18 protein-coding genes and 1 tRNA gene are annotated in these 20391 nt (G+C 71.9%); 13 read left to right on the top strand and 6 right to left on the bottom strand.

The window, feature by feature from the left end:
- Positions 1 to 6: 6 nt before the first annotated feature.
- A complete protein-coding gene (gene argS / locus I8N68_RS02225; RefSeq protein WP_200206836.1) occupies positions 7 to 1674 on the bottom strand; it encodes an arginine--tRNA ligase in 1668 nt (555 codons plus the stop codon).
- A gap of 99 nt (positions 1675 to 1773) precedes the next feature.
- Here argS and I8N68_RS02220 point away from each other — a divergent pair, with 99 nt between their 5' ends.
- The 8 genes from I8N68_RS02220 to I8N68_RS02185 all read left to right on the top strand — a co-directional run bounded on the left by I8N68_RS02220 (position 1774) and on the right by I8N68_RS02185 (position 10255).
- On the top strand, positions 1774 to 2583 hold the full coding sequence (locus tag I8N68_RS02220; RefSeq protein ID WP_200206835.1) for a thioredoxin-like domain-containing protein: 810 nt from the start codon (positions 1774 to 1776) through the stop codon (positions 2581 to 2583).
- Between the two features lie 9 nt (positions 2584 to 2592).
- Positions 2593 to 3261: a DUF305 domain-containing protein gene (locus I8N68_RS02215; protein WP_200206833.1), complete on the top strand. Its 669-nt coding sequence runs from the start codon at positions 2593 to 2595 to the stop codon at positions 3259 to 3261.
- 181 nt (positions 3262 to 3442) lie between these two features.
- On the top strand, positions 3443 to 4138 hold the full coding sequence (locus tag I8N68_RS02210; RefSeq protein ID WP_200206831.1) for a winged helix-turn-helix domain-containing protein: 696 nt from the start codon (positions 3443 to 3445) through the stop codon (positions 4136 to 4138).
- Positions 4139 to 4312: 174 nt separating this feature from the next.
- Positions 4313 to 4384: transfer RNA gene (locus tag I8N68_RS02205), tRNA-Arg, on the top strand.
- A gap of 493 nt (positions 4385 to 4877) precedes the next feature.
- Positions 4878 to 6425 (top strand): multiple monosaccharide ABC transporter ATP-binding protein, encoded by a 1548-nt coding sequence (mmsA, locus tag I8N68_RS02200; protein WP_200206830.1) that lies wholly within the window; start codon positions 4878 to 4880, stop codon positions 6423 to 6425.
- Positions 6422 to 7720 carry a multiple monosaccharide ABC transporter permease gene (gene mmsB / locus I8N68_RS02195; protein ID WP_200206829.1) on the top strand — a complete coding sequence of 433 codons (1299 nt, stop codon included), beginning with the start codon at positions 6422 to 6424 and terminating at the stop codon, positions 7718 to 7720. The genes mmsA and mmsB overlap by 4 nt, the downstream gene beginning before the upstream one ends.
- 53 nt (positions 7721 to 7773) lie before the next feature.
- On the top strand, positions 7774 to 8880 hold the full coding sequence (locus I8N68_RS02190) for a substrate-binding domain-containing protein (protein WP_200206828.1): 1107 nt from the start codon (positions 7774 to 7776) through the stop codon (positions 8878 to 8880).
- 169 nt (positions 8881 to 9049) lie between these two features.
- Complete coding sequence (locus tag I8N68_RS02185; RefSeq protein ID WP_234038652.1) at positions 9050 to 10255, top strand: ROK family transcriptional regulator; 1206 nt, start codon at positions 9050 to 9052, stop codon at positions 10253 to 10255.
- Positions 10256 to 10374: 119 nt separating this feature from the next.
- On the opposite strand, the gene ligD is transcribed toward I8N68_RS02185, so the two are convergent.
- From ligD to I8N68_RS02170, 3 genes are all read right to left on the bottom strand, one after another.
- Positions 10375 to 11334 (bottom strand): non-homologous end-joining DNA ligase, encoded by a 960-nt coding sequence (ligD, locus tag I8N68_RS02180; protein ID WP_200206826.1) that lies wholly within the window; start codon positions 11332 to 11334, stop codon positions 10375 to 10377.
- Positions 11335 to 11396: 62 nt separating this feature from the next.
- A complete protein-coding gene (locus I8N68_RS02175; protein ID WP_200206824.1) occupies positions 11397 to 11876 on the bottom strand; it encodes a cupin domain-containing protein in 480 nt (159 codons plus the stop codon).
- Between the two features lie 100 nt (positions 11877 to 11976).
- Positions 11977 to 13416, bottom strand: coding sequence for an MFS transporter (locus tag I8N68_RS02170; RefSeq protein WP_200206822.1), 1440 nt, complete (start codon positions 13414 to 13416; stop codon positions 11977 to 11979).
- 100 nt (positions 13417 to 13516) lie between these two features.
- On the opposite strand from I8N68_RS02170, the gene I8N68_RS02165 reads away from it, so the two are divergent.
- The gene (locus tag I8N68_RS02165; protein ID WP_200206820.1) at positions 13517 to 13891 is read left to right on the top strand and encodes a winged helix-turn-helix transcriptional regulator; all 375 of its coding nucleotides are present in this window, start codon (positions 13517 to 13519) and stop codon (positions 13889 to 13891) included.
- Between the two features lies 1 nt (position 13892).
- On the opposite strand, the gene I8N68_RS02160 is transcribed toward I8N68_RS02165, so the two are convergent.
- Positions 13893 to 15092, bottom strand: a complete 1200-nt coding sequence (locus I8N68_RS02160) for an FAD-dependent oxidoreductase (protein WP_200206818.1) — start codon at positions 15090 to 15092, stop codon at positions 13893 to 13895.
- A 57-nt stretch (positions 15093 to 15149) separates the two neighbouring features.
- On the opposite strand from I8N68_RS02160, the gene I8N68_RS02155 reads away from it, so the two are divergent.
- The 3 genes from I8N68_RS02155 (at position 15150) to I8N68_RS02145 (ending at position 18588) form a co-directional block, all read left to right on the top strand.
- Positions 15150 to 15752: a PadR family transcriptional regulator gene (locus I8N68_RS02155; protein ID WP_200206816.1), complete on the top strand. Its 603-nt coding sequence runs from the start codon at positions 15150 to 15152 to the stop codon at positions 15750 to 15752.
- Positions 15753 to 15831: 79 nt separating this feature from the next.
- Complete coding sequence (locus I8N68_RS02150) at positions 15832 to 16377, top strand: TetR/AcrR family transcriptional regulator (protein ID WP_200206815.1); 546 nt, start codon at positions 15832 to 15834, stop codon at positions 16375 to 16377.
- A 30-nt stretch (positions 16378 to 16407) separates the two neighbouring features.
- On the top strand, positions 16408 to 18588 hold the full coding sequence (locus I8N68_RS02145) for an MMPL family transporter (RefSeq protein WP_200206813.1): 2181 nt from the start codon (positions 16408 to 16410) through the stop codon (positions 18586 to 18588).
- 84 nt (positions 18589 to 18672) lie between these two features.
- Here the strand turns inward: I8N68_RS02145 and I8N68_RS02140 are convergent, their stop codons facing one another.
- Positions 18673 to 19929, bottom strand: coding sequence for an erythromycin esterase family protein (locus I8N68_RS02140; protein WP_200206810.1), 1257 nt, complete (start codon positions 19927 to 19929; stop codon positions 18673 to 18675).
- Between the two features lie 148 nt (positions 19930 to 20077).
- Here I8N68_RS02140 and I8N68_RS02135 point away from each other — a divergent pair, with 148 nt between their 5' ends.
- Positions 20078 to 20269: a DUF2795 domain-containing protein gene (locus I8N68_RS02135; protein ID WP_200206809.1), complete on the top strand. Its 192-nt coding sequence runs from the start codon at positions 20078 to 20080 to the stop codon at positions 20267 to 20269.
- The last annotated feature ends 122 nt before the right edge of the window (positions 20270 to 20391 follow it).

Genomic DNA, 20391 nt, shown 5'->3' with positions numbered 1-20391 from the left:
CTGGAGTTACATCCTCTCCGGGGCGGAGACGCCGAGCAGGCGCAGGCCGTTGGCGATGACCACCCGGGTGGCGTCGTTCAGCCAGAGCCGGGCCCGGTGGGTGTCGGTGATCTCCTCGTCGCCCTGCGGGGTCACCCGGCACTGGTCGTAGAACCGGTGGAACGCCGGCGCCACGTCCCGCTCCAGGTAGTGCGCAAGCCGGTGCGGCTGGCGCAGCTCGGCGGCGGTGGCCACCACGGCCGGGAACCCGGCGAGCGCTTTGAGCAGCTCGTGCTCCTTCTCGTGGGCGAGCAGCTCCGGGCGGAAGTCCTCCGGCGCGCCCCGGGTCAGCCCCACCTCGGCGGCCTGCCGCGCGACGCCGGCCGTCCGCGCCCCCACGTACTGGACGTAGTAGACCGGGTTGTCGTTCTTGGCCCGGGTCCACAGCTCCACGTCGATGTCGATGGGCGAGTCGGCCGAGTAGCGGGCGAGCGCGTACCGGGCGGCGTCCACGCCGATCGCGTCGACCAGGTCCTCCAGGGTGACCACGGTGCCGGCCCGCTTGCTCATCCGCACCGGCGCGCCGTCGCGGACCAGGTTGACCAGCTGGCCGATGAGGATCTCCAGATTGCGCTCCGGGTCGTCGCCGAAGCAGGCGGCCATCGCCTTCATCCGGCCGAGGTAGCCGTGGTGGTCGGCGCCCAGCATGATCACCACGCGCTCGAACCCGCGCTCGCGCTTGTCCAGGTAGTACGCGCAGTCGGCGGCGAAGTACGTCCACTCGCCGTTGGACTTGCGCAGCACCCGGTCCTTGTCGTCGCCGAAGTCGGTGGTGCGCAGCCAGGTGGCGCCCTCGGCCTCGAAGACGTGCCCCTGCTCGCGCAGCCGGGCCAGCGCCTGGTCCAGCTCGCCCCGGTCGTGCAGGTCCTTCTCGTTGAAGTAGGTGTCGAACTCGACGCCGAAGTCGCGCAGCGACGACCTGATCTCGGTGAACATCAGCTGCACGCCCTCGACCCGGAACACCTCCTGGGCGGCGGCGTCGTCCAGCCCCAGCACGTCCGGCCGGCGCTTGACCACCTCGGCGGCGATCTCCGCGAGGTACGCCCCGCCGTAGCCGTCCTCCGGGGCCGGCTCGCCCTTGGCGGCGGCGAGCAGCGACCGGGCGAACCGGTCGATCTGGGAGCCGGCGTCGTTGAAGTAGTACTCGGTGCCGACCTCGGCGCCGGTGGCCCGCAGCAGCCGGCTGAGTGCGTCGCCGACGGCCGCCCAGCGGACGCCGCCGATGTGCACCGGTCCGGTCGGGTTCGCCGAGACGAACTCCAGGTTGATCTTCTGCCCGGCGAGGGTGTCGCTGCGGCCGTACTCCGGGCCGGACTCGACGATCACCTTGGCGAGCTGCCCGGCGGCGGCGGCGTCGAGCCGGATGTTCAGGAAGCCCGGGCCGGCGATCTCCACCGACTTGATCCCCGGCGCCTGGCCGAGCTGCTCGGCCAGGGCGGCGGCCAGCTCCCGCGGGGGCACCCCCACCTTCTTGCTGAGCTGCAGCGCCAGCGTGGAGGCGTAGTCGCCGTGCTCGGGGTTACGGGGTCGCTCGACGACGGTCTGCGCGGGCAGCGCGGACGAATCCAGCCCCCGGTCGATGAAGACGGCGTGGGCTGCGGAGAGGACGACCTCGGCGAGTTCTGCGGGAGTCACCGAACCATGTTATCGGGGGTAGACTCGGGCACCGCGGCGGCGACCCAGCATGTGAACCCGGCCCGCCAGCTCCCTGACCGACCGACCTGACGAGGCACGATGAGCATCAGCACCCCGGGCGGCCCGGAACGCCGCCCGACCGTGGTCAGCACCGGCAAGAAGCCGGCCGCCGGCCGGCCGTCCGCTGCCGACAAGCCGTCCGGCGGCAAGGCCGGAGCCGGCAAGGGCACCCCGCGGCCGACCGTCGGCGGCAAGGGCCGCAAGCCGATCGCGCCGGTCAAGGTGAGCCAGGGCCGCTCGTGGGGTCCGATCGCCCTCTTCGTCGCCGTCGGCCTGCTGGCGGCCGGGATCATCGGCTACGGCGCCTTCGCGGCCTACCGCGGCTCCCAGCCGTGGCAGGAGCGGGCCGACGCCATCAAGGGCGTCGTCGACTTCCGCAAGAAGGACAAGGCCCTGGTCGAGGGCGGCAAGCACCAGCCGGGCGTGATCAAGTACGACGTCCTCCCGCCGGTCGCCGGCCCGCACAACCCGGCCTGGCAGAACTGCATGGGCGACGTCTACGACGCCCCGATCGCCAACGAGCACGCGGTGCACAGCCTGGAGCACGGCACTGTCTGGATCACCTACCGCCCCGACCTGCCCGCCGACCAGGTGGCCACGCTCAAGAGCAAGGTCCAGGGCAAGGACAAGCTGATGCTCAGCCCGTTCGACGGGCTGGACAAGCCGATCTCGCTGCAGGCCTGGGGCTTCCAGCTCAAGGTCGACAACGCCGACGACAGCCGGATCGACGAGTTCATCAAGACGCTGCGGGTGAACGCCTCGATCGAGGGCCCGAACGCCAACTGCGCCCAGGGCATCACCGCCACCGGCACCACGCCGCGGGACAACCTGCAGCAGCCCACCCAGTAAAGGACCCGGATGACTGCATCGGTCACGACGGACAGCACGCCCGACGAGACCCCGGTCGCCGCCAAGGGCGGCCGGGGGGCCGCGCGCCGGTTCGGCACGCTGGCGCTCGCCGCGGCCGTCGTGGTCGGCCTCCTCCTCGGGTACGCGGGCGGCCTGCTCACCCCGTCGGTCACCCGGCCGGGGGAGAACTCGGCCGAGGCGGGTTTCGCCCGGGACATGAGCAGCCACCACGCGCAGGCGGTGCAGCTCGGGCTGATGGCCTTCCAGCAGGGCGAGGACTCCGAGGTCCGGCAGATCGGCGGCGACATCGCCACCGGGCAGCAGGGCGAGATCGGCACCATGCAGACCTGGCTGCGGCTGTGGCACCTGGACCCGACCGGCGAGCAGCCGGCGATGGCCTGGATGCCGGACGGCGCCGGGCTGGTGAGGGACGGGCTGATGCCCGGCATGGCCACCCCGGCGGAGATCAGCAAGCTGAGCGGGTCGCGGGGGCGCGCGTTCGACGTGCTCTTCCTCCAGCTGATGATCCGGCACCACCTCGGCGGGATCCACATGATCCAGGGCATCCTCGACGAGGGGCACGACGCCGACGTGCTGACGGTCGCGCAGACCATGAAGAACACCCAGCAGACGGATCTGACGAACCTCCAGGCGGCGCTCAAGCGCCTGGGCGGCTGAGCCGTCGTACCGCTGCGAAGGGCCCGCGTCGTACCGCGACGCGGGCCCTCCCACATCCCAGGGCCAACCTGTCCGTTATGCCGCTTTATAACGGTTTGGGTTATGAGACCCATTACGTTGCTTGGAGACTTTTCTCCCCACATATCGTGACCAGTTGCGATTCGGGCTCGTTGCGCAGGACGTGGGGGTTGCACTCAGAGACGCAGGGCGCTCGGTCACCAGTTGGTGCCGGCGCCACACCATCGGCGGTGACGGGGCGGTGGCAGCCGTCCGTCGCGGACTGCGGCAGGGCGAGTCGGGAACGCTCAGCCGCGAGCAGGAACTCGAACTGATCGACGTGCTGCGGGGCGTCCACCCCGACGAGTTCGGCCTGGACGAGGAGCTCTGGACGCGACAGAGCCTGACCACCCTCATCCAGCGCCGGTTCGACCTGGCGATGGACGCCGGCACGGTGGGGGCGTACCTGCGGGCCTGGGGGTTGGGTCCGCGGGAGCCCCGGGAGCGGGCCTGCGGGCTCTGCGTGGGCGCGGTCGAGCGCTGGGTGCGGCTGGAGTACCCGGCCATCACCCGGGCCGCCCAGGAGCACCTCGCCGAGGTCTACTGGATCGGCCGGGTCCGCCTGCGAGGCACCATGCCGGCGGCGGATGTGATCTCCGCGGTCTCGTCCCGGGGCCGGGTCCGCTTCATGATCACCACGCCGACGGTCGACCCGCCCCTCCCCCGGGACTTCGTGCTGCGGCTCAGCGGCGCCGAGGAGCGCACCGCGCACCTCATCGTGGACGGCTCCTGGCCGAAGAACGAGTGGCCCCGCCGCCTCCCCCGTCGCATCGTCCTGCACCCCCTCCCGAGCTGCGGCCGCCCCGTAGCCGCCGCCTGACCCCACCCCGGTCCCGAGCCGGTTGATCCTGAGGTTGGCGGGCGAGTGGATCTCCGCGCCCCCGGCAACTTCATGATCAAGCAGTCGGCGGGGGCGCGGCGGGACACGGTAGCGGTGGATGGATACCGATTCGGCGATCGCGCGAGGGGTTTGCTACTCTTCTCGGGTCGCTGAGCCCCCGTAGCTCAGGGGATAGAGCACCGCCCTCCGGAGGCGGGGGCGCAGGTTCGAATCCTGCCGGGGGCACAGGTAAAGACGAACGAAAAACGCCCCGGCGCGTGCCGGGGCGTTTTTTCGTGGGCCGACCGTGGCGGAGGACGCGTCGGCGGGGGCCGGTCGAAGGCGGCGCGGGTGGTCCTGCCCCGGGCCGCCGGCGGTACGGCACCTGCGGAGCGCGTCCCGCGAGGTCGCGGCACGGCGGCATCGGCGGCCCCCCGATCCTCCGGCCCGGCGAAGTGGAGTCCAGCGAGTCCACGCCGGCCCGCGAGGTGCACGCCCACCTGCTGGGATCCGGTCCGGCGGGGGCCTGCGGGCGGGGCCTGGGATGCCGCAGTGACTGGTGATGGCAGCGTGACGCCATGGTGACGGAGAGCACGCCCATATTGCCGGATTGTTACATGCCGGCGCCTCCCAGCACTTGCGAATGGCCTTCAGATCGGAATACGTTGCCGACGGCAACAAAAACAGTGAAGGCCATCCAACCGGAGGCATCCATGACGTTGGCGAGGTGGTGCGAACGATGAGCGACGTGCCCATCCTCCTGGAGATGCGCTCCATCACCAAGGAGTTCCCCGGAGTCAAGGCCCTCTCCGACGTCAACCTGGTGGTTCGCGCCGGCGAGATCCACGCCATTTGCGGTGAGAACGGTGCCGGCAAGTCCACGCTGATGAAGGTCCTCAGCGGGGTCTACCCGTACGGCACGTACGACGGTCAGATCATCTACCAGGGTGCGGAGACCCGGTTCTCCGACATCCGCTCCAGCGAGCACGCCGGAATCGTGATCATCCACCAGGAGCTCGCGCTCATTCCGCACATGTCGATCGCCGAGAACATCTTCCTCGGTAACGAGCCCCGCAAGCGGGGGGCGATCGACTGGAAGGCCGCGAACCGGATGGCGCTGGACCTGATGGCCCGGGTCGGCCTGCAGGAGGACCCGGACACCCTGATCAAGGACATCGGGGTCGGCAAGCAGCAGCTCGTGGAGATCGCCAAGGCGTTCGCCAAGGACGTGAAGCTGCTCATCCTGGACGAGCCGACCGCGGCGCTGAACGAGGCCGACTCCCGGCACCTGCTGGACCTGCTGCGGGGCTTCCAGTCCCGCGGGATCACCTCGATCATGATCTCGCACAAGCTGAACGAGATCGAGGCGATCGCCGACCAGATCACCATCCTGCGCGACGGCCGGACGGTGGAGACGCTGGACGTCAAGGCCGACGGCGCCGACGAGGACCGGATCGTGCGGGGCATGGTCGGTCGCGAGCTGAGCAGCCGGTTCCCGGACCACACCCCGAAGATCGGCGAGGTCTTCTTCGAGGTCCGCGACTGGAACGTCCGGCACCCGATCTCGGCGGAGCGGCAGGTCTGCAAGAACGAGAGCTTCGTCGTCCGCCGCGGCGAGATCGTGGGCTTCGCCGGGCTGATGGGCGCGGGCCGCACCGAGCTGGCGATGAGCGTCTTCGGCCGCTCCTACGGCGTCTACGAGTCCGGCACGATCATCAAGGACGGCAAGGAGATCGTCCTGAAGTCGGTGGCGGACGCGATCGCCCACGGGCTCGCGTACGTCAGCGAGGACCGCAAGGCGATCGGCCTCAACCTGCTCGACGACATCAAGGCGTCCACGGTGGCCGCCAAGCTGTCGAAGATCTCGCGCCACGGCGTCCTCGACGAGGTCGCGGAGTACCAGGCGGCCGAGGCGTACCGCAAGGAACTGCGGACCAAGGCCCCGTCGGTCGACGAGAGCGTCTCCAAGCTCTCGGGCGGCAACCAGCAGAAGGTCGTGCTGGCGAAGTGGATGTTCACGGACCCGGACCTGCTGATCCTCGACGAGCCGACCCGCGGCATCGACGTGGGCGCCAAGTACGAGATCTACGGCATCATCCAGCGGCTCGCCGACCAGGGGAAGGGCGTCGTCGTCATCTCCTCGGAGCTGCCTGAGCTGATCGGGCTCTGCGACCGCATCTACACCGTGTTCGAAGGCACCATCACCGGCGAGATCGCCCGGCAGGACGCGGACCCGGAAACCCTCATGAAGCAGATGACCTCGACGAAGAAGATGCAGACACGATGAGCCGATTGAAGGACCTGCAGAAGAACCTCTTCGGAGGTACCACGTCCAACGCCCGTCAGTTCGGGATGATCTTCACACTGGTCGCGATCGTCGTCCTGTTCCAGATCCTGACCGACGGCCTGACACTGCGATCGGACAACCTGATCGCGCTGTTCAACCAGAACTCGTACATCCTGATCCTGGCCATCGGCATGCTGATGGTGATCGTCGCCGGGCACATCGACCTCTCGGTCGGCTCGATCGCCGCCTTCACCGGCATCCTGGTGGCCAAGTCGATGGCGGAGTGGTCGCTGCCGTGGCCCGTCGCCATCCTGTTCGGCCTGGTGATCGGAGCGATCATCGGCGCCTGGCAGGGCTTCTGGGTGGCCTACATCGGGGTGCCGGCGTTCATCGTCACCCTGGCGGGCATGCTGCTCTTCCGCGGCGGCAACCAGTTCATCGGCAACGCGAACACCATCCCGGTGCCCGAGGGCTTCCGGCTGATCGGCTCCGGGTTCCTGCCCGAGGTCGGGCCGAGCACCGGCTACAACAACCTGACCCTGCTACTCGGCCTCGCCTCCTGCGTGGCCGTGGTGTGGCGGGAGTTCCAGGCGCGCAAGACCCGCCGGGAGATGAACGCCGACCCGGCCCCGATGTGGATCTCGCTGCTCCGGCTGGCCGTGATGGTCGGTGTGATCGTCTTCGCGTCGCTGCGCTTCGCCAGCGGCCGGGTCGGCACCAGCTTCCCGGTCTCCGGCATCATCCTGGTGGTGCTGGTCCTGGCCTACTCCTTCTACACCCGGAACACCGCCGGCGGCCGGCACATCTACGCCGTCGGTGGCAACTCCCGGGCCGCGGAGCTCTCCGGTGTGAAGCTCAAGCGGGTCAACTTCTTCGTCATGATGAACATGGCCGTCCTGGCCTCCCTGGCCGGCATGATCTTCGTGGCCCGTTCGGCGGCCTCCGGGCCGCAGGACGGCAACGGCTGGGAACTGGACGCGATCGCCGCGGTCTTCATCGGTGGCGCGGCCGTCGCCGGCGGCATCGGCACCATCAGCGGCTCCATCGTCGGTGGTCTGGTCATGGCCGTGCTCAACAACGGCCTCCAGCTCCTCGGCGTCGGGACCGACCGGGTCCAGATCATCAAGGGCCTGGTCCTGCTGCTGGCCGTCGCGCTCGACGTCTACAACAAGAGCCAGGGACGCTTCTCGGTCATCGGGAGCATCACGCGCTCGTTCCGTCGTGACACACCCACCCCACCCACGTCATCGTCCGACGCGGAGCGCGAGCCCGCCCGGACGGCGGTGTCCGGCTGACGGTCACCAGACCTCTCCCCCGTATCACCTCTCCAGAAGGGTTCTACCCAGTCATGCGTAATCTCATTGGCAAGTCGGTGGCCATCGGTGCCATCGCGGCGCTCGCTCTCACCGCGACCGCCTGCGGCTCCGGCCGCGACGGGGACTCCGGCGGCTCGAAGGGTGACACCAAGGGCTTCGCGTCCGACTCCCTGATCGGCGTCGCCCTGCCGTCGAAGACCTCGGAGAACTGGGTCCTCGCCGGTGACCTGTTCACCAACGGCCTCAAGGAGGCCGGTTTCAAGAGCGACGTCCAGTACGCCGGCGCGTCCACCACGGTCGCCGACCAGCAGGCGCAGATCACCGCCATGGTGACCAAGGGCGCCAAGGTCATCGTCATCGGCGCGACCGACGCCGCGCAGCTGTCGACCCAGGTCGCCGCGGCGCACCAGGCCGGCGTGAAGGTCATCGCCTACGACCGGCTGATCACCAACACCCCGGACCTCGACTACTACGTCGCGTTCGACAACTTCAAGGTCGGCCAGCTCCAGGGCCAGGCCCTGCTGGACGGCATGAAGGCCAAGAAGCCGAACGGCCCGTACAACGTCGAGCTCTTCTCCGGCTCGCCGGACGACAACAACGCCGGTGTCTTCTTCGACGGCGCGATGAGCGTGCTCAAGCCGGAGATCGACAAGGGCAACGTGGTCGTCACCTCGAAGCAGACCGACGTCAAGCAGACCGCCATCCAGGGCTGGAAGGCCGAGGGTGCGCAGGCCCGCATGGACCAGCTGCTGACCTCGACCTACGGCAGCAAGGAGCTGGACGGCGTCCTCTCCCCGAACGACACGCTGGCCCGCGCGATCATCACCTCGATCAAGGGTGCCGGCAAGCCGGTCCCGGTCGTCACCGGCCAGGACTCCGAGGTCGAGTCGGTCAAGTCGATCATGGCTGGCGAGCAGTACATGACGATCAACAAGGACACCCGGAACCTGGTCAAGCAGACCATCGCCATGGTGAAGGCCCTGCAGGCCGGTAACACCCCCGAGGTGAACGACACCAAGTCCTACAACAACGGCAGCAAGGTCGTGGACACCTACCTGCTCCCGCCGGTGGCCGTGACCAAGGCCAACGCGGCCGAGGCGTACGCGAACGACCCGAAGCTCGCGCCGCTCACCAAGTAAGCACCACAGGGTAGTCATCGACGACCGTCGGGTCCCGGGAGTCCTACTTCCGGGACCCTTCGTCGTGAGGCGCCCGACGACCGACGCGGAACCGACCGGAGGGAGGCCCATCGTGACGACACCCGTACAGTCCGGCCTCCCCCGGCCCGGTCGCAACCCGGCGCTCCCCCTGCCGTCGGCGCCCGGCGCCAGCCAGGAGGAGATCCGCCGGCAGAACCTCGGGGCCGTGCTGCGCCACGTCCACGTGCACGGTCCGACCTCCCGGGCCGAACTGACCAGCCGGCTCGGTCTCAACCGGAGCACCATCGGCGCGCTCGCGGCCGATCTCGCCACCGCCGGGCTCGTCACCGAGGAGGTGCCGACCACCGCCCGCCGGGCGGGACGTCCGTCGCTGGTGGTCAGCCCCCGCTCGGATCGCGTCTACGCGCACGCGCTGAGCATCGACGCGGACCGGCTGCGCGCCGCCCGCGTCGGCCTCGGCGGGCGCATCCTCGACCTGCGCGAGGCCACCCGCCCCTGCGGCATGGCGACCATCGACGCCGTCGGCCCCCTGGCCGACCTTGTCCGCGACATGGAACGCGCCGTCGCCCCGGACGCGCTCTTCGTCGGCGGCGCGGTCGCCGTCACCGACACCATCCGCGATCCCGCCGGCAGGATCCGGATCGGCGGTGCCGACGACTCCCTCGGCGCGGCACTCGGGGCCGAGCTGGCCGCCGGCGCGGAGTTCGCCGTCGGCGACATGGCCGACATCGCCGGCCTGGCCGAACACGTCCGGGGCGTGGCGGCCGGCGTGCACGACCTCGTCTACCTGCACGGGGACGTCGGCGTCAGCGCCGGCATCATCATCGGCGGCCGGCTGGTCGTCGGCCACCGGGGGCACAGCGGCAAGGTCGGCCACATGGTGGTCAACCCGCGCGGCCTGCCGTGCGGGTGCGGCTCCCGCGGCTGCTGGGAGACCGAGATCGGCGAGGCGGCGCTGCTGCGGCACGCGGGCCGGGAGCCAACGGAGCGCGAGGCCGTCCTCGACGTACTGCGCGCGGCGGCCGACGGCGACCCCACCGCCCGGTCGGCGGTCGAGCAGGTCGCCGACTGGCTCGGCTTCGGCGTGGCCAACCTGGTCAACGTGGTCAACCCGGACACCGTGGTGTTCGGCGGGTCGCTGCGCGAGGTCTACCTGGCCGGCGCGGAAACGGTCCGCCGCCGGTTGGACGAGATGGCGCTACCGGCCTCCCGCGAGCACGTGCGGTTGCAGGCGGCGGCGCTCGGCCGGGACGCCGCTCTGATCGGCGCCGCCGAGCTGGCCTTCGACAAGTTGCTGGCGGATCCGCTGAACGCCGGCCAACTGGCGACCGGGCCCACCGAACCCCCGGCCTGACCGTCGACCGCGGCGGCAGCCGGGGCGGGCCCGACGGAGCCGCGGCAACCTCCGGCGGCAGCCGGGCCGGACGGGGCCGTGGCGCGCGGCCGGACGGACCGGGACCGCGGCGTACCGGTTCAGCCGGCCTCGCGACGGGCCCGGGCGCGGCGCTTTCCCTCGTGCATGGCCTGCACCCGGGCCACCGGGATGGTCCGCCCCTCGGCGACCAGGTCGGCGGGGAGCGGCTGCGGTGCGGGCATCGCCGCGCGCCACGGATCCCGCTCGGCGACCAGCGCCGGGACGGTCCGCACGGTGAAGTCCCCCGGCGTGACCGCGGGCAGGTCGTCCCAGGCCACCGGGAACGAGACCGGCAGGCCGGGCCGGATCCGCGGGCTGTACGCGGCGACCACGGTCGCCCCGCCGGCCCGGGTCGCATCGACGAAGACCCGCCCGCCCCGGTCCTCGCGGATGAAGGCGGTGGTGGCCAGTGCCGGGTCGAGGCGCTCGGTGTGCACCGCGAGAGCTCGGGTGGCGGCGGCCGCCTCCTCCGCGGTCGTCTCCGGCACCACCGGCACGAACACGTGCAGCCCCTTCGCGCCGCTGGTCTTCACCGCCCCGATCAGGCCGACCCCGGCCAGCGCCCGGCGGACCAGCCCGGCGGTCCGGACGACCGCCTCGAACGCGGCCCCCTCCGGCGGGTCGAGGTCCAGCACCAGGTGGGTGGGGCGGTCGGGGTGCGTCGCCGTGCCCAGCGTCGGGTGGTACTCGATGGCCCGCTGGTTGGCGAACCAGAGCAGGGTGCGCCGGTCGTCGCAGAGCGCGTACGACACCTGCCGGTGCGACGCCTCGGCCCAGACGGCGGTACGGCGGACCCACTCCGGCGTGTACTTCGGCAGGTTCTTCTGCATGAACGGGTCCTGCCCGCGCAGCAGCCGGATCACCGAGAGCGGCCGGTCCCGCAGGCCGGGCAGGATCCGGTCGCGGACGGCGTCCAGGTAGTCGACCAGCTCGCGCTTGGTCGCCCCGGCCCCGTCGAACAGCGGCTGGTCGAGGTTGGTCAGCGACACCCCGTCGCGGGTCTCGTCAGCGGCACCCATCCGCCCACCTTCCCGCCTCCGGGCTCACCGGGGCAACCCGACACGACGGTCGCGAGGCCCGCTCAGACCCAGAACGTGTCGTGCCGCAGGAAGAATTCGGTGCGCTCCTCCTCGCTCCGCCCGGCCAAGTCGAGCAGGCCCTCGAAGTACCCCTCCCGGGGCGCGCCGGGCGCGAAGTGCAGCAGCATGGAGGCCGGCTCGCCGGACTCGTTCCGGAACGCGTGGATTCCACCCTCGGGGACGTGCACGAAGTCGCCGGGCACCGTGTCGATCCACCGCCGGCCGTCGTAGATGCGCACCGTGCCGGCCAGGATGTAGAAGGACTCTGAGATGGACCGGTGGAAGTGCGGCTCCGGGCCGCTCGGCCGCGGCCCCATCTCCCAGCGGTAGAGCCCGAACTGCCCGTTGGTCGACTCGCCGGTGGCCAGGTAGTGCGCCGTACCGCCGGTGGGATAAACCAGCTCCGGCGGATGGTCCGCCGGCCGGTACGTGGCGGTCGACTTCTCCCCGTCCCCGACGTGACGTGGTGGTGGGTAGGTCACCGTGCCTCCTCTCGCCATATCCTGTCGCCCGCCCCGATCGCGGCGAGCATCTCGACGGTACGGGCCCGGGCCGCCGCGTACATCCCGCGTCGGCGCGTCCTCAGCGGGCCGGGCTCGGCTCCGCGGCTACCGGCGCCGGCCGGCGGGCCGGGCGGCGCCGCAGGGTGACCAGCGCGACCAGCAGGGCGGCGGCGACCAGTGCGGCGGCCACGGCGAACGCGGCCCGGTAGCCGGCGGCAAGGGCGGTGACCTGGTCCGTGCCGGCTGCGCCCAACGCGTCGGTGCGGGCGGCGGCCAGGGTGGCGAGGGCGGCCAGGCCGAGCGCGCCACCGACCTGCTGGGTGGTGTTGGCCAGGCCGGAGGCGAGTCCGGCGTCGGCGGGCCGCGCGCCGGCCATGGCGAGGGTGGTCACCGCCGGCAGGGTCAGCCCACCGGCGACGCCGAAGACCAGCAGCGCCGGCAGCACGTCGGTGGCGTAGTCCGCCGCGACCGGCAGCCGGGCCAGCAGCAGGAACCCGGCCACGGCGAGGACCAGCCCGCCGAGCAGCACCGATCGCGCGCCGTACCGGGCGGCCAGCCGGCCGGCCGCGCCGAGCGACACGGCGGCGATCACCAGCGGAGTGGGCAGGAAGGCGACGCCGGTGGCCGCCGGGTCCAGCGCGAGGACGAGTTGCAGGTACAGGGCGAGCAGGAACTGGAAGCCGAAGTAGGCGGCGACCATGAGGAACTGCACGACGTTGGCGGCGACCAGGCCGGGCGCCCGGAGCACCCGGGGCGGCAGCAGCGGGGTCGCGGCGGTGCGTTGGCGGGCGGCGAAGCCGGCGAGCAGCAGCGCCGCCAGTCCGGCCGCGCCGGCCGTACGAGGTGCGGTCCAGCCGTGCTCGCCGGCACCGACGATGGCCACCACGGCGGCCATCAGGCCCGCGGTGACCAGCCCCGCGCCGAGCAGGTCCAGGCCGGCGCGCAGGCCGACGCCGTGGTCCGGCGCGACCCGGCGTACGGCGCCGACCAGGATGACCGCCCCGATCGGCAGGTTGATCAGGAAGATCGACCGCCAGCCGGCCACGTCGGTGAGGACGCCCCCGGCCAGCAGGCCGACCGAAGCGCCGGCCGCGCCGGTGAAACTGAAGACGGCGATCGCCCGGGCCCGCTCGCCCGGCTCGGGGAAGAGGCGGACGATCATGCCGAGGCTGACCGCGGTGCTCAGCGCGCCACCGACGCCCTGGGTGAAGCGGGCGATGACCAGGGTGGCCGGGCCGGCCGCCAGCGCGCAGGCCAGCGAGGCCAGGGTGAACAGGGCGACCCCGGTGAGGAACACCCGCCGCCGGCCGAGCAGATCGCCGAGCCGGCCGGCCAGCAGGAGGAGGCCGCCGAAGGCCACCAGGTAGGCGTTCACCACCCAGGCCAGCCCGGCGGCCGGGAAGCCCAGGTCGCGCTGGATCGGTGGCAGCGCCACCGCGACGATGCTGCCGTCCAGGATGATCATCAAGCTGCCGGCGCAGAGCACCAGCAGCGCCGGCCAGCGCTTGGTCCCCGTCATGGAAGTGCCTCCTTGGTGCACGGTTTGTTACTGAGACCATGGTCTGTGACCATGAGGTGGAGCGGAAGGAGGCACTGTGGTGTCCCAGAGGAACAGCTGTGTGTCCATCACGGCCGGACAGGCCCGGGCCTGCACCGTCCGGGAGGCGCTCGATCGGGTGGGCGGAAAGTGGAGCATCGGCATCCTGGTGGCCGCCTCCCACGGCCCGGTCCGCTTCACCGAGCTGGAACGGCAGGTCGAGGGGATCAGCCGGCGGATGCTCACGCTGACCCTGCGCAACCTGGAACGCGACGGCCTGCTGCACCGCAGGGTCTACCCGACCGTGCCGCCGAAGGTGGAGTACACCGCCACCCCGATGGCCCTGGAGCTCTACGAGTCGCTGGTGGCGCTGACCGCCTGGGCGGAACGGCACCGGACGGCGATCACCGAGGCTCGGGCCGCGTACGACCGGGAGCACGGCGCGCCGGCCGACTGAGTCACTCCTTCACCGGCGCCTCCCAGTCGATGTGGTGGTCGTAGAGCCAGGCCAGCGAGGCGCCGTCGTCCCGGGCCACCCGGCGGGCGAAGATCGGCAGGGCCAGGTCGCGTACCAGCCGGCCGACCGGCCCGGCCACCTTGGTCGAGCTGGTCCGCTTCCCCTGGGCGACCACCCGCTCCACCCGCTCACGGCGCAGTCGCTCGTACGCCCTGAACGCCGCCGGGGTGTCCGGCCGGTCGCGCAGGCAGCGGGCGAGCTGGACGGCGTCCTCGAAGGCCATCGCCGCACCCTGCCCGGAGGAGGGCGTGGCGGTGTGCGCGGCGTCGCCGATGATGACCATTCCGTCCCGGTGCCAGGTGGGCACCGACGGGAGGTCGTAGGTGGGCCAGCCGTATTCGATCCGCTCGGTGGCGTCGAGGATCGCGAGCGCCGGTCCGGCGTCCCCGGCGAGCAGCTCGCGCAGCCGGACCCGGGCCTGCTCGGGGCGGATCGCGGCGAGCTGCTCGCGGGTCAGCTCGGTGGGCTGCGGCGGGTTGGCGAACCACCACACCTCCTCGGCGCCCACCGGCATCCAGCAGAAGAAGCACCGCCGGCCGAAGATCATGTGCATCACCCCACGCTCGCCGGGTGGCCGCACCCCCTTGGCGAAACCGCCGGCGTTGAGCAGCGGGACGTAGCGGGGGGCGGGCGCGGCCGGGTCGATGATCGTCCGAGTCCGTGAGCGCAGCCCGTCGGCCCCGACCAGCAGGTCGCCCTCGGCGACCCGGCCGTCGGCGAACCGGGCGCGCACCCCCCGGCCGGTCGGCTCGGCGTCCACCAGCCGGGCGCCGTGCACGATCTCGACGCCCCGGCGCAGCGCCTCGTCCCGCAGCGCCCGGTAGAGGTCCGAACGGCCGACGGTGCTGCTGCCGAAGCCCCGCGTCCGGGTGCCGCTGGTGCCGAACTCGCCCAGCCGGCGCCCCTGGTGGTTGGCCAGCGCCATCCGGGGGGTGGGGTGGCCGAGGCCGGCCACCAGGCCGTCGAGCCCGATCGCGCGCAGCGCGTCGACCCCGTTGACCGACAGCGTGAGGAACGCGCCGACGCCGACCGCGTCCCGCTCGTACGCCTCGTGCACCACCACGTCGATGCCGGCGCGGCGCAGGGCCATGGCGGCGACCGGCCCGGCCAGGCCGGCGCCGATGATGAGAGCCTTAGTCATAAGATGACTATACATAAAATGACTACCAATGGACACCCCGTCACCTAAGGTGATGGCATGGCCGCCCGCGCGCACCGCCGCTCCCCGCTGGCGATGATGGTGCTGGCGCTGCTGGTCGAGGAGCCGATGCACGCGTACCGGATGCAGCAGCTGATCCGGGAGCGCGACAAGCAGGACGTGGTCAACGTCGCGCAGCGCAACAGCATCTACCAGACGATCGACCGGCTGCGTCGGGACGAGCTGATCCGGGTGGCGCACACCGCCCGCGACGAGCGCCGGCCGGAGCGGACGGTCTACGAACTGACCGACACCGGGCGGCAGACCCTCGACGAGTGGCTCGCCGACGCGCTGGCCACGCCGGCACGGGAGTTCCCGGAATTCCCCGCGGCGCTGTCGTTCCTGCCGATCCTGCCGCCGGCCGAGGCGACCCGGCAGCTCGAACGGCGGGCCGAGACGCTCGCCGCCCGGCTGGCCGAACGCGAGGCGGTGCTCGCCGCGGTGGCGCTGCCCCGCCTCTTCCTGATCGAGGACGAGTACCGGCTGGCGCTGCTGCGCACCGAGCTGGACTGGGTCCGGCGGCTGGCGGCCGAACTGCGGGCCGGCACGCTGACCTGGTCGGGCGAGTGGCTGGCCGACTGGACCGGCGAGCGGGCCGACTGAGGCCGCTGTGGCGAATGCCACCGGATCATTCTGACCGATCGGTCAGGTGCTGACCGATCGGTCAGGCATGCTGGAAGGCATGGCGCGCCCGGTACTCCAGACCCACGACGAGATCCTCGCCGCGGCGGCGCGGCGGTTCGCCGTGACCGGCTACAAGGGCACCTCGTTGCAGGACATCGCCCGCGAGGTGGGCTGTTCCAAGGCCACGGTGCTCTACCACTTCGCCAACAAGGAGGCCCTGCTCGGCGAGCTGATGGCCCCGGCCATCGCGGTGCTCCACGCCCTCGACGAGCGGATCGCCGCGCACACCGGTGCGGACGCCCGGCGGGTCGCCGCCGAGGGCTTCGTCGACCTCGCGGTGCGCTTCCGGCGGGAGATCGCGCTGCTCCGCGGCGAGTTCCCGGACCTGCTCCAGCAGCCTGCCTTCGCGCACATCCAGCAGATCTCCGAACGGCTGCTCGCCGCCTTCGCCGGCCACTCCGACCGGCCGGCCGCCCGGATCGCCGCGCTCGTCGTGCTCGCCGGAATCCCCGAGGCGTGCGCCGAGTTCGCCGACATCCCCGACGAGGAGCTGCGTCCCGCGCTGCTGGCCGTGGCCCACCGGGCCCTCGACACCACCACCTGACCCCAGTTCTACGAGGACAAGGAGCCCTTCATGGCGACCCTGCTGTACCGGCTCGGCCGGGCCTCGATGCGCCGGCGGCGACTCGTCGCCGCCGCCTGGCTCGTCGTACTCGTCGGGCTCGGCATCGCCGCGGCGACCCTCAAGGGCCCGACGGCGAGCAACTTCACCATGCCCGGCACCGAATCCCAGCGCGCGATCGACCTGCTCGCCGACCGGTTCCCGGCCGCCAGCGGGGCCACCGGCACCATCGCGGTCAAGGCGCCGCAGGCCGGCCAACTGCTCAGCCCTGAGGGGCAGACGGTGGTCAGGCAGGTCACCCAGGAGGCGGCCACCCTGCCCGGCGTGGTCGGCGCGGTCGACCCGTACCAGGTCAAGGCGCTGTCCCCGGACGGCCGGTACGCGCTGATCCAGGTGCAGTTCCAAGGTCGCGCCGACGACGTGACCGACGAGCAGCGCACCGCGTACGAGAAGGTCGGCGCGCGGGCCGAGGCGCAGGGGTGGCAGATCGCCCCCGGCGGCGAGGTGCTGAACGCGGAGCCCGAGGTCGGCTCGACCGAGGCGCTCGGCGTGCTGGTCGCCGCGATCGTCCTGGTGGTCACCTTCGGCTCGCTGGTCGCGGCCGGCATGACCATGCTGAACGCCCTGATCGGCGTCGGTGTCGGCATGGCCGGTCTGTTCGCGCTCAGCGGCGCGGTGGAGCTGACCAGCACCGCGCCGATCCTGGCGCTGATGCTCGGTCTGGCCGTCGGCATCGACTACTCGCTCTTCATCACCTCCCGGCACCGGCAGAACCTGCTCGACGGGCTCTCCCCCGAGGAGGCGGTCGGCCGGGCCGTCGGCACCGCCGGCTCCGCCGTGGTCTTCGCCGGGGCGACCGTGGTGATCGCGCTCGCCGGGCTGGCGGTGGTGGACATCCCGTTCCTGACCGTGATGGGTCTGGCCGCCGCCGGCACGGTGACCGTGGCGGTGCTGGTCGCGATCACCCTCGCGCCGGCCCTGCTCGGCTTCGCCGGCCGCCGGGTGCTCCCCCGCAAGCTGCGCGGACGCGCGGCCGTCGAGTCCGACACCACGGGCTCGGAGGACCGCTCCGGCTTCGGCTTCCGGTGGGCGCACTGGGTGACCCGGCTGCGCATCCCGGTCATCCTGGTCGGCCTGCTCGGCCTCGGGCTGCTCGCGCTGCCCGCCCAGGACATGCGGCTCGCGCTGCCGGACGCCGGCGCCGCTCCGGCGGGCACCCCGGCCCGGGTCAGCAACGACCTGATCCAGGAGGGGTTCGGCCCCGGCTTCACCGGCCGGCTCGCGGTGGTCGTCACCGCCGACTCCGCGCAGGCCACCGCGGCGGCCGTACCGCAGGTCACCGCGCTGATCCAGAAGACCGACGGGGTGTTGGCCGTGGCCCCGCCGCAGCTTGACCCGACCGGCCGGACCGCGCTGCTCGGGGTGATCCCGAAGACCGGCCCGACCGACGAGGCCACCGAGACGCTGGTGCACGACATCCGCCGCCAGGTCGCCGGCATCGGCGAGGTGGACGTGCTGCTGACCGGCGTCACCGCGATCGGCATCGACGTGTCGGAGAAACTCTCCGACGCGCTCCCGGTCTACCTGCTGCTGGTGGTCGGGCTGTCGATCCTGCTGCTGATGCTGGTGTTCCGCTCGATCCTGGTGCCGGTCAAGGCGGCGCTGGGCTTCCTGCTCACCGTGGCGGCGACCTTCGGCATCACGGTCGCGGTGTTCCAGCAGGGGCACCTCGCCGACCTGGTGGGGCTGGACACCCCGGGGCCGCTGATCAGTTTCCTGCCGATCCTGCTCATCGGCATCCTGTTCGGCCTGGCCATGGACTACGAGGTCTTCCTGGTCTCCCGGATGCGCGAGGACTTCGTGCATGGCGACACCGCCCGGCAGGCCACCATCAACGGGATGGGGCACGGCGCCCGGGTGGTCACCGCCGCCGCGCTGATCATGATCTCGGTCTTCGGCGGCTTCGTCTTCCTCGACGACCCGGTGATCAAGTCGATGGGCTTCGCGCTGGCGGTCGGTGTCGCCATCGACGCCTTCGTGGTCCGGATGACCATCGTCCCGGCCGTGATGTCGCTGCTCAACAACGCCGCCTGGTGGCTACCCCGCTGGCTGGGCAAGGCCCTCCCCAACGTCGACATCGAAGGCGAAGGCCTCCGCGCCCACCTCGCGGAAAAGATCCCCGCCCGCACCTGACCCGGCCGATCATGGAGTTGTGGCACGTCACGAATGCCGCAAGCGCGACGGGCGCCACAACTCCATGATCGGCGGGAGCGGGGGTCAGACGCCGGCGGGGTAGGTTTCCATCTCGCCGGGGGTGGTGTGGGCGGGTAGCGGGTGCAGGGCCGTCGACTCGTCGCACCAGATGAAGGCGTCGTAGCGGTCGGCCAGCCGGGTGGGCACGTAGTTGCCCCAGGACTCGAAGGTGGGGTCGTAGACCACACCGATGGCCCGGTGGTCGGCCTCGCCGGTCACCCAGCCAGGCTGGTCGGGGCCGCCGAAGACCAGCACCGCCCGCTCCGGCATCAGCTCGTGCAGCCGCCGCTCGACCGAGCCCTCCCGGGCCGGGGGCACCACCATCACCTCCGCCGGAGAGCCCCAGCGCGGCGCCGCGATCACGTTGCCCCGGTAGCTGCCGAACCCGACGAGTGTCACCGCGTCCCGGCCGTGCCGTTCCCGGGCGAGCTGACCAATGTTGATCATGCCATCGGCGGCCATGTCGGTGGCCCGGGCGTCGCCGATGTGCGTGTTGTGCGCCCAGACGATCCCCCGGGCGTCCGGGCCGTACCGGTCCAGCAGCCGGTCCAGCGTGTCGGCCATGTGGATGTCCCGCACGTTCCACGACTCCGGGCCGCCGCCGACCATCGCCCGGTAATAGCGCTCCCCGCCGGCCACCACCTCCGCGTTCTGCCAGGCCGAGAAGCAGTCCGGGCCGTCCGCGGCGGCCTGTTCCCGGGTACGCGCCAGCAGCCGCACCACCTCCTCCTCGCAGCGCGCGGAGACGAACCGGCTGGCCATGCCGTACTCCTCGACCCGCTTGCCGTACGGCTCGAAGCAGCGGTACGCCTCCTGGGCGGCCTCCAGCGAAGCCGGGTCCTCCTCGCCCAGGTAGTCGAAGATGGCCTGCATCGACTCCCAGAGGCTGTAGACGTCCAGCCCGTGGAAGCCGGCCCGCCCGCCCTCCGGCTGCTCCATGTTCCACGCCCGCAACCAGCGGCAGAAGCGGGCCACCTCGGCGTTGGCCCACATCCAGGTGGGCCAGCGCTCGAAACGTTCCAGCGCGGTCTGCGGGTCGGCCAGCCCGCCCGGGGCGCCGACCACGCTGCGGTGCACCCGGTCGCAGTCCGGCCAGTCCCCCTCCACCGCGACGAAGTCGAAGCCCTGCTCGGCAACGAGCCGCCGGGTCAGCTGTTCGCGCAGCCGGTAGTAGTCGTAACTGCCGTGCGTCGCCTCGCCGATCATCACGATCCGGGCGTCCCGGACACGCTCCAGCAACGGGTCGAAGTCGCTCGGCGCGCCGAGCCGCTGTACCAGCATGCCCGCGGCTACCCGGGCCCCGCGTGGGCAAACCGGCACGTCCGCGGCCGGCCCCCGCTCGGGCAAACCGGCACGTCGGCGGCGCGCCAGGCCGGTACTGGGGGGGTGTGGGCGGCATGGCGGCGGGCGGAGCGGGTAGCCGATCGGCATGACCGTTACCGGCGTGCAGTTGCAGGAGTACCTGGCCGGGCTCGACTACCCGGTCTCCCGGGAGGACCTGGTCCGCTGGGGCCAGGAGAACGGGGCCAGCACCGAGATGTTGCAGATGCTGAGGGCACTGCCCGCGGAGCAGTTCGACTCCCCCGTGGAGCTGGCCGAGGCAATGAACACCCTCGCCTGAGGCGGGGGTGCGCCACTCGGCGCCGACCCGCGGGTCGGCGCTGGGCCGGAGCGCGCGCAGGGCGACCGGCGGTCAGGTCAGGCGCGGTGGGCGTCCCGCCCGGCCGCTCCGCCGGTGTCGAA

This window comes from Micromonospora coerulea (genome assembly GCF_016598485.1).
In the GTDB taxonomy this organism is placed as follows: domain Bacteria; phylum Actinomycetota; class Actinomycetes; order Mycobacteriales; family Micromonosporaceae; genus Micromonospora; species Micromonospora coerulea.
This window is presented reverse-complemented; position numbering and strand designations above follow the sequence as displayed.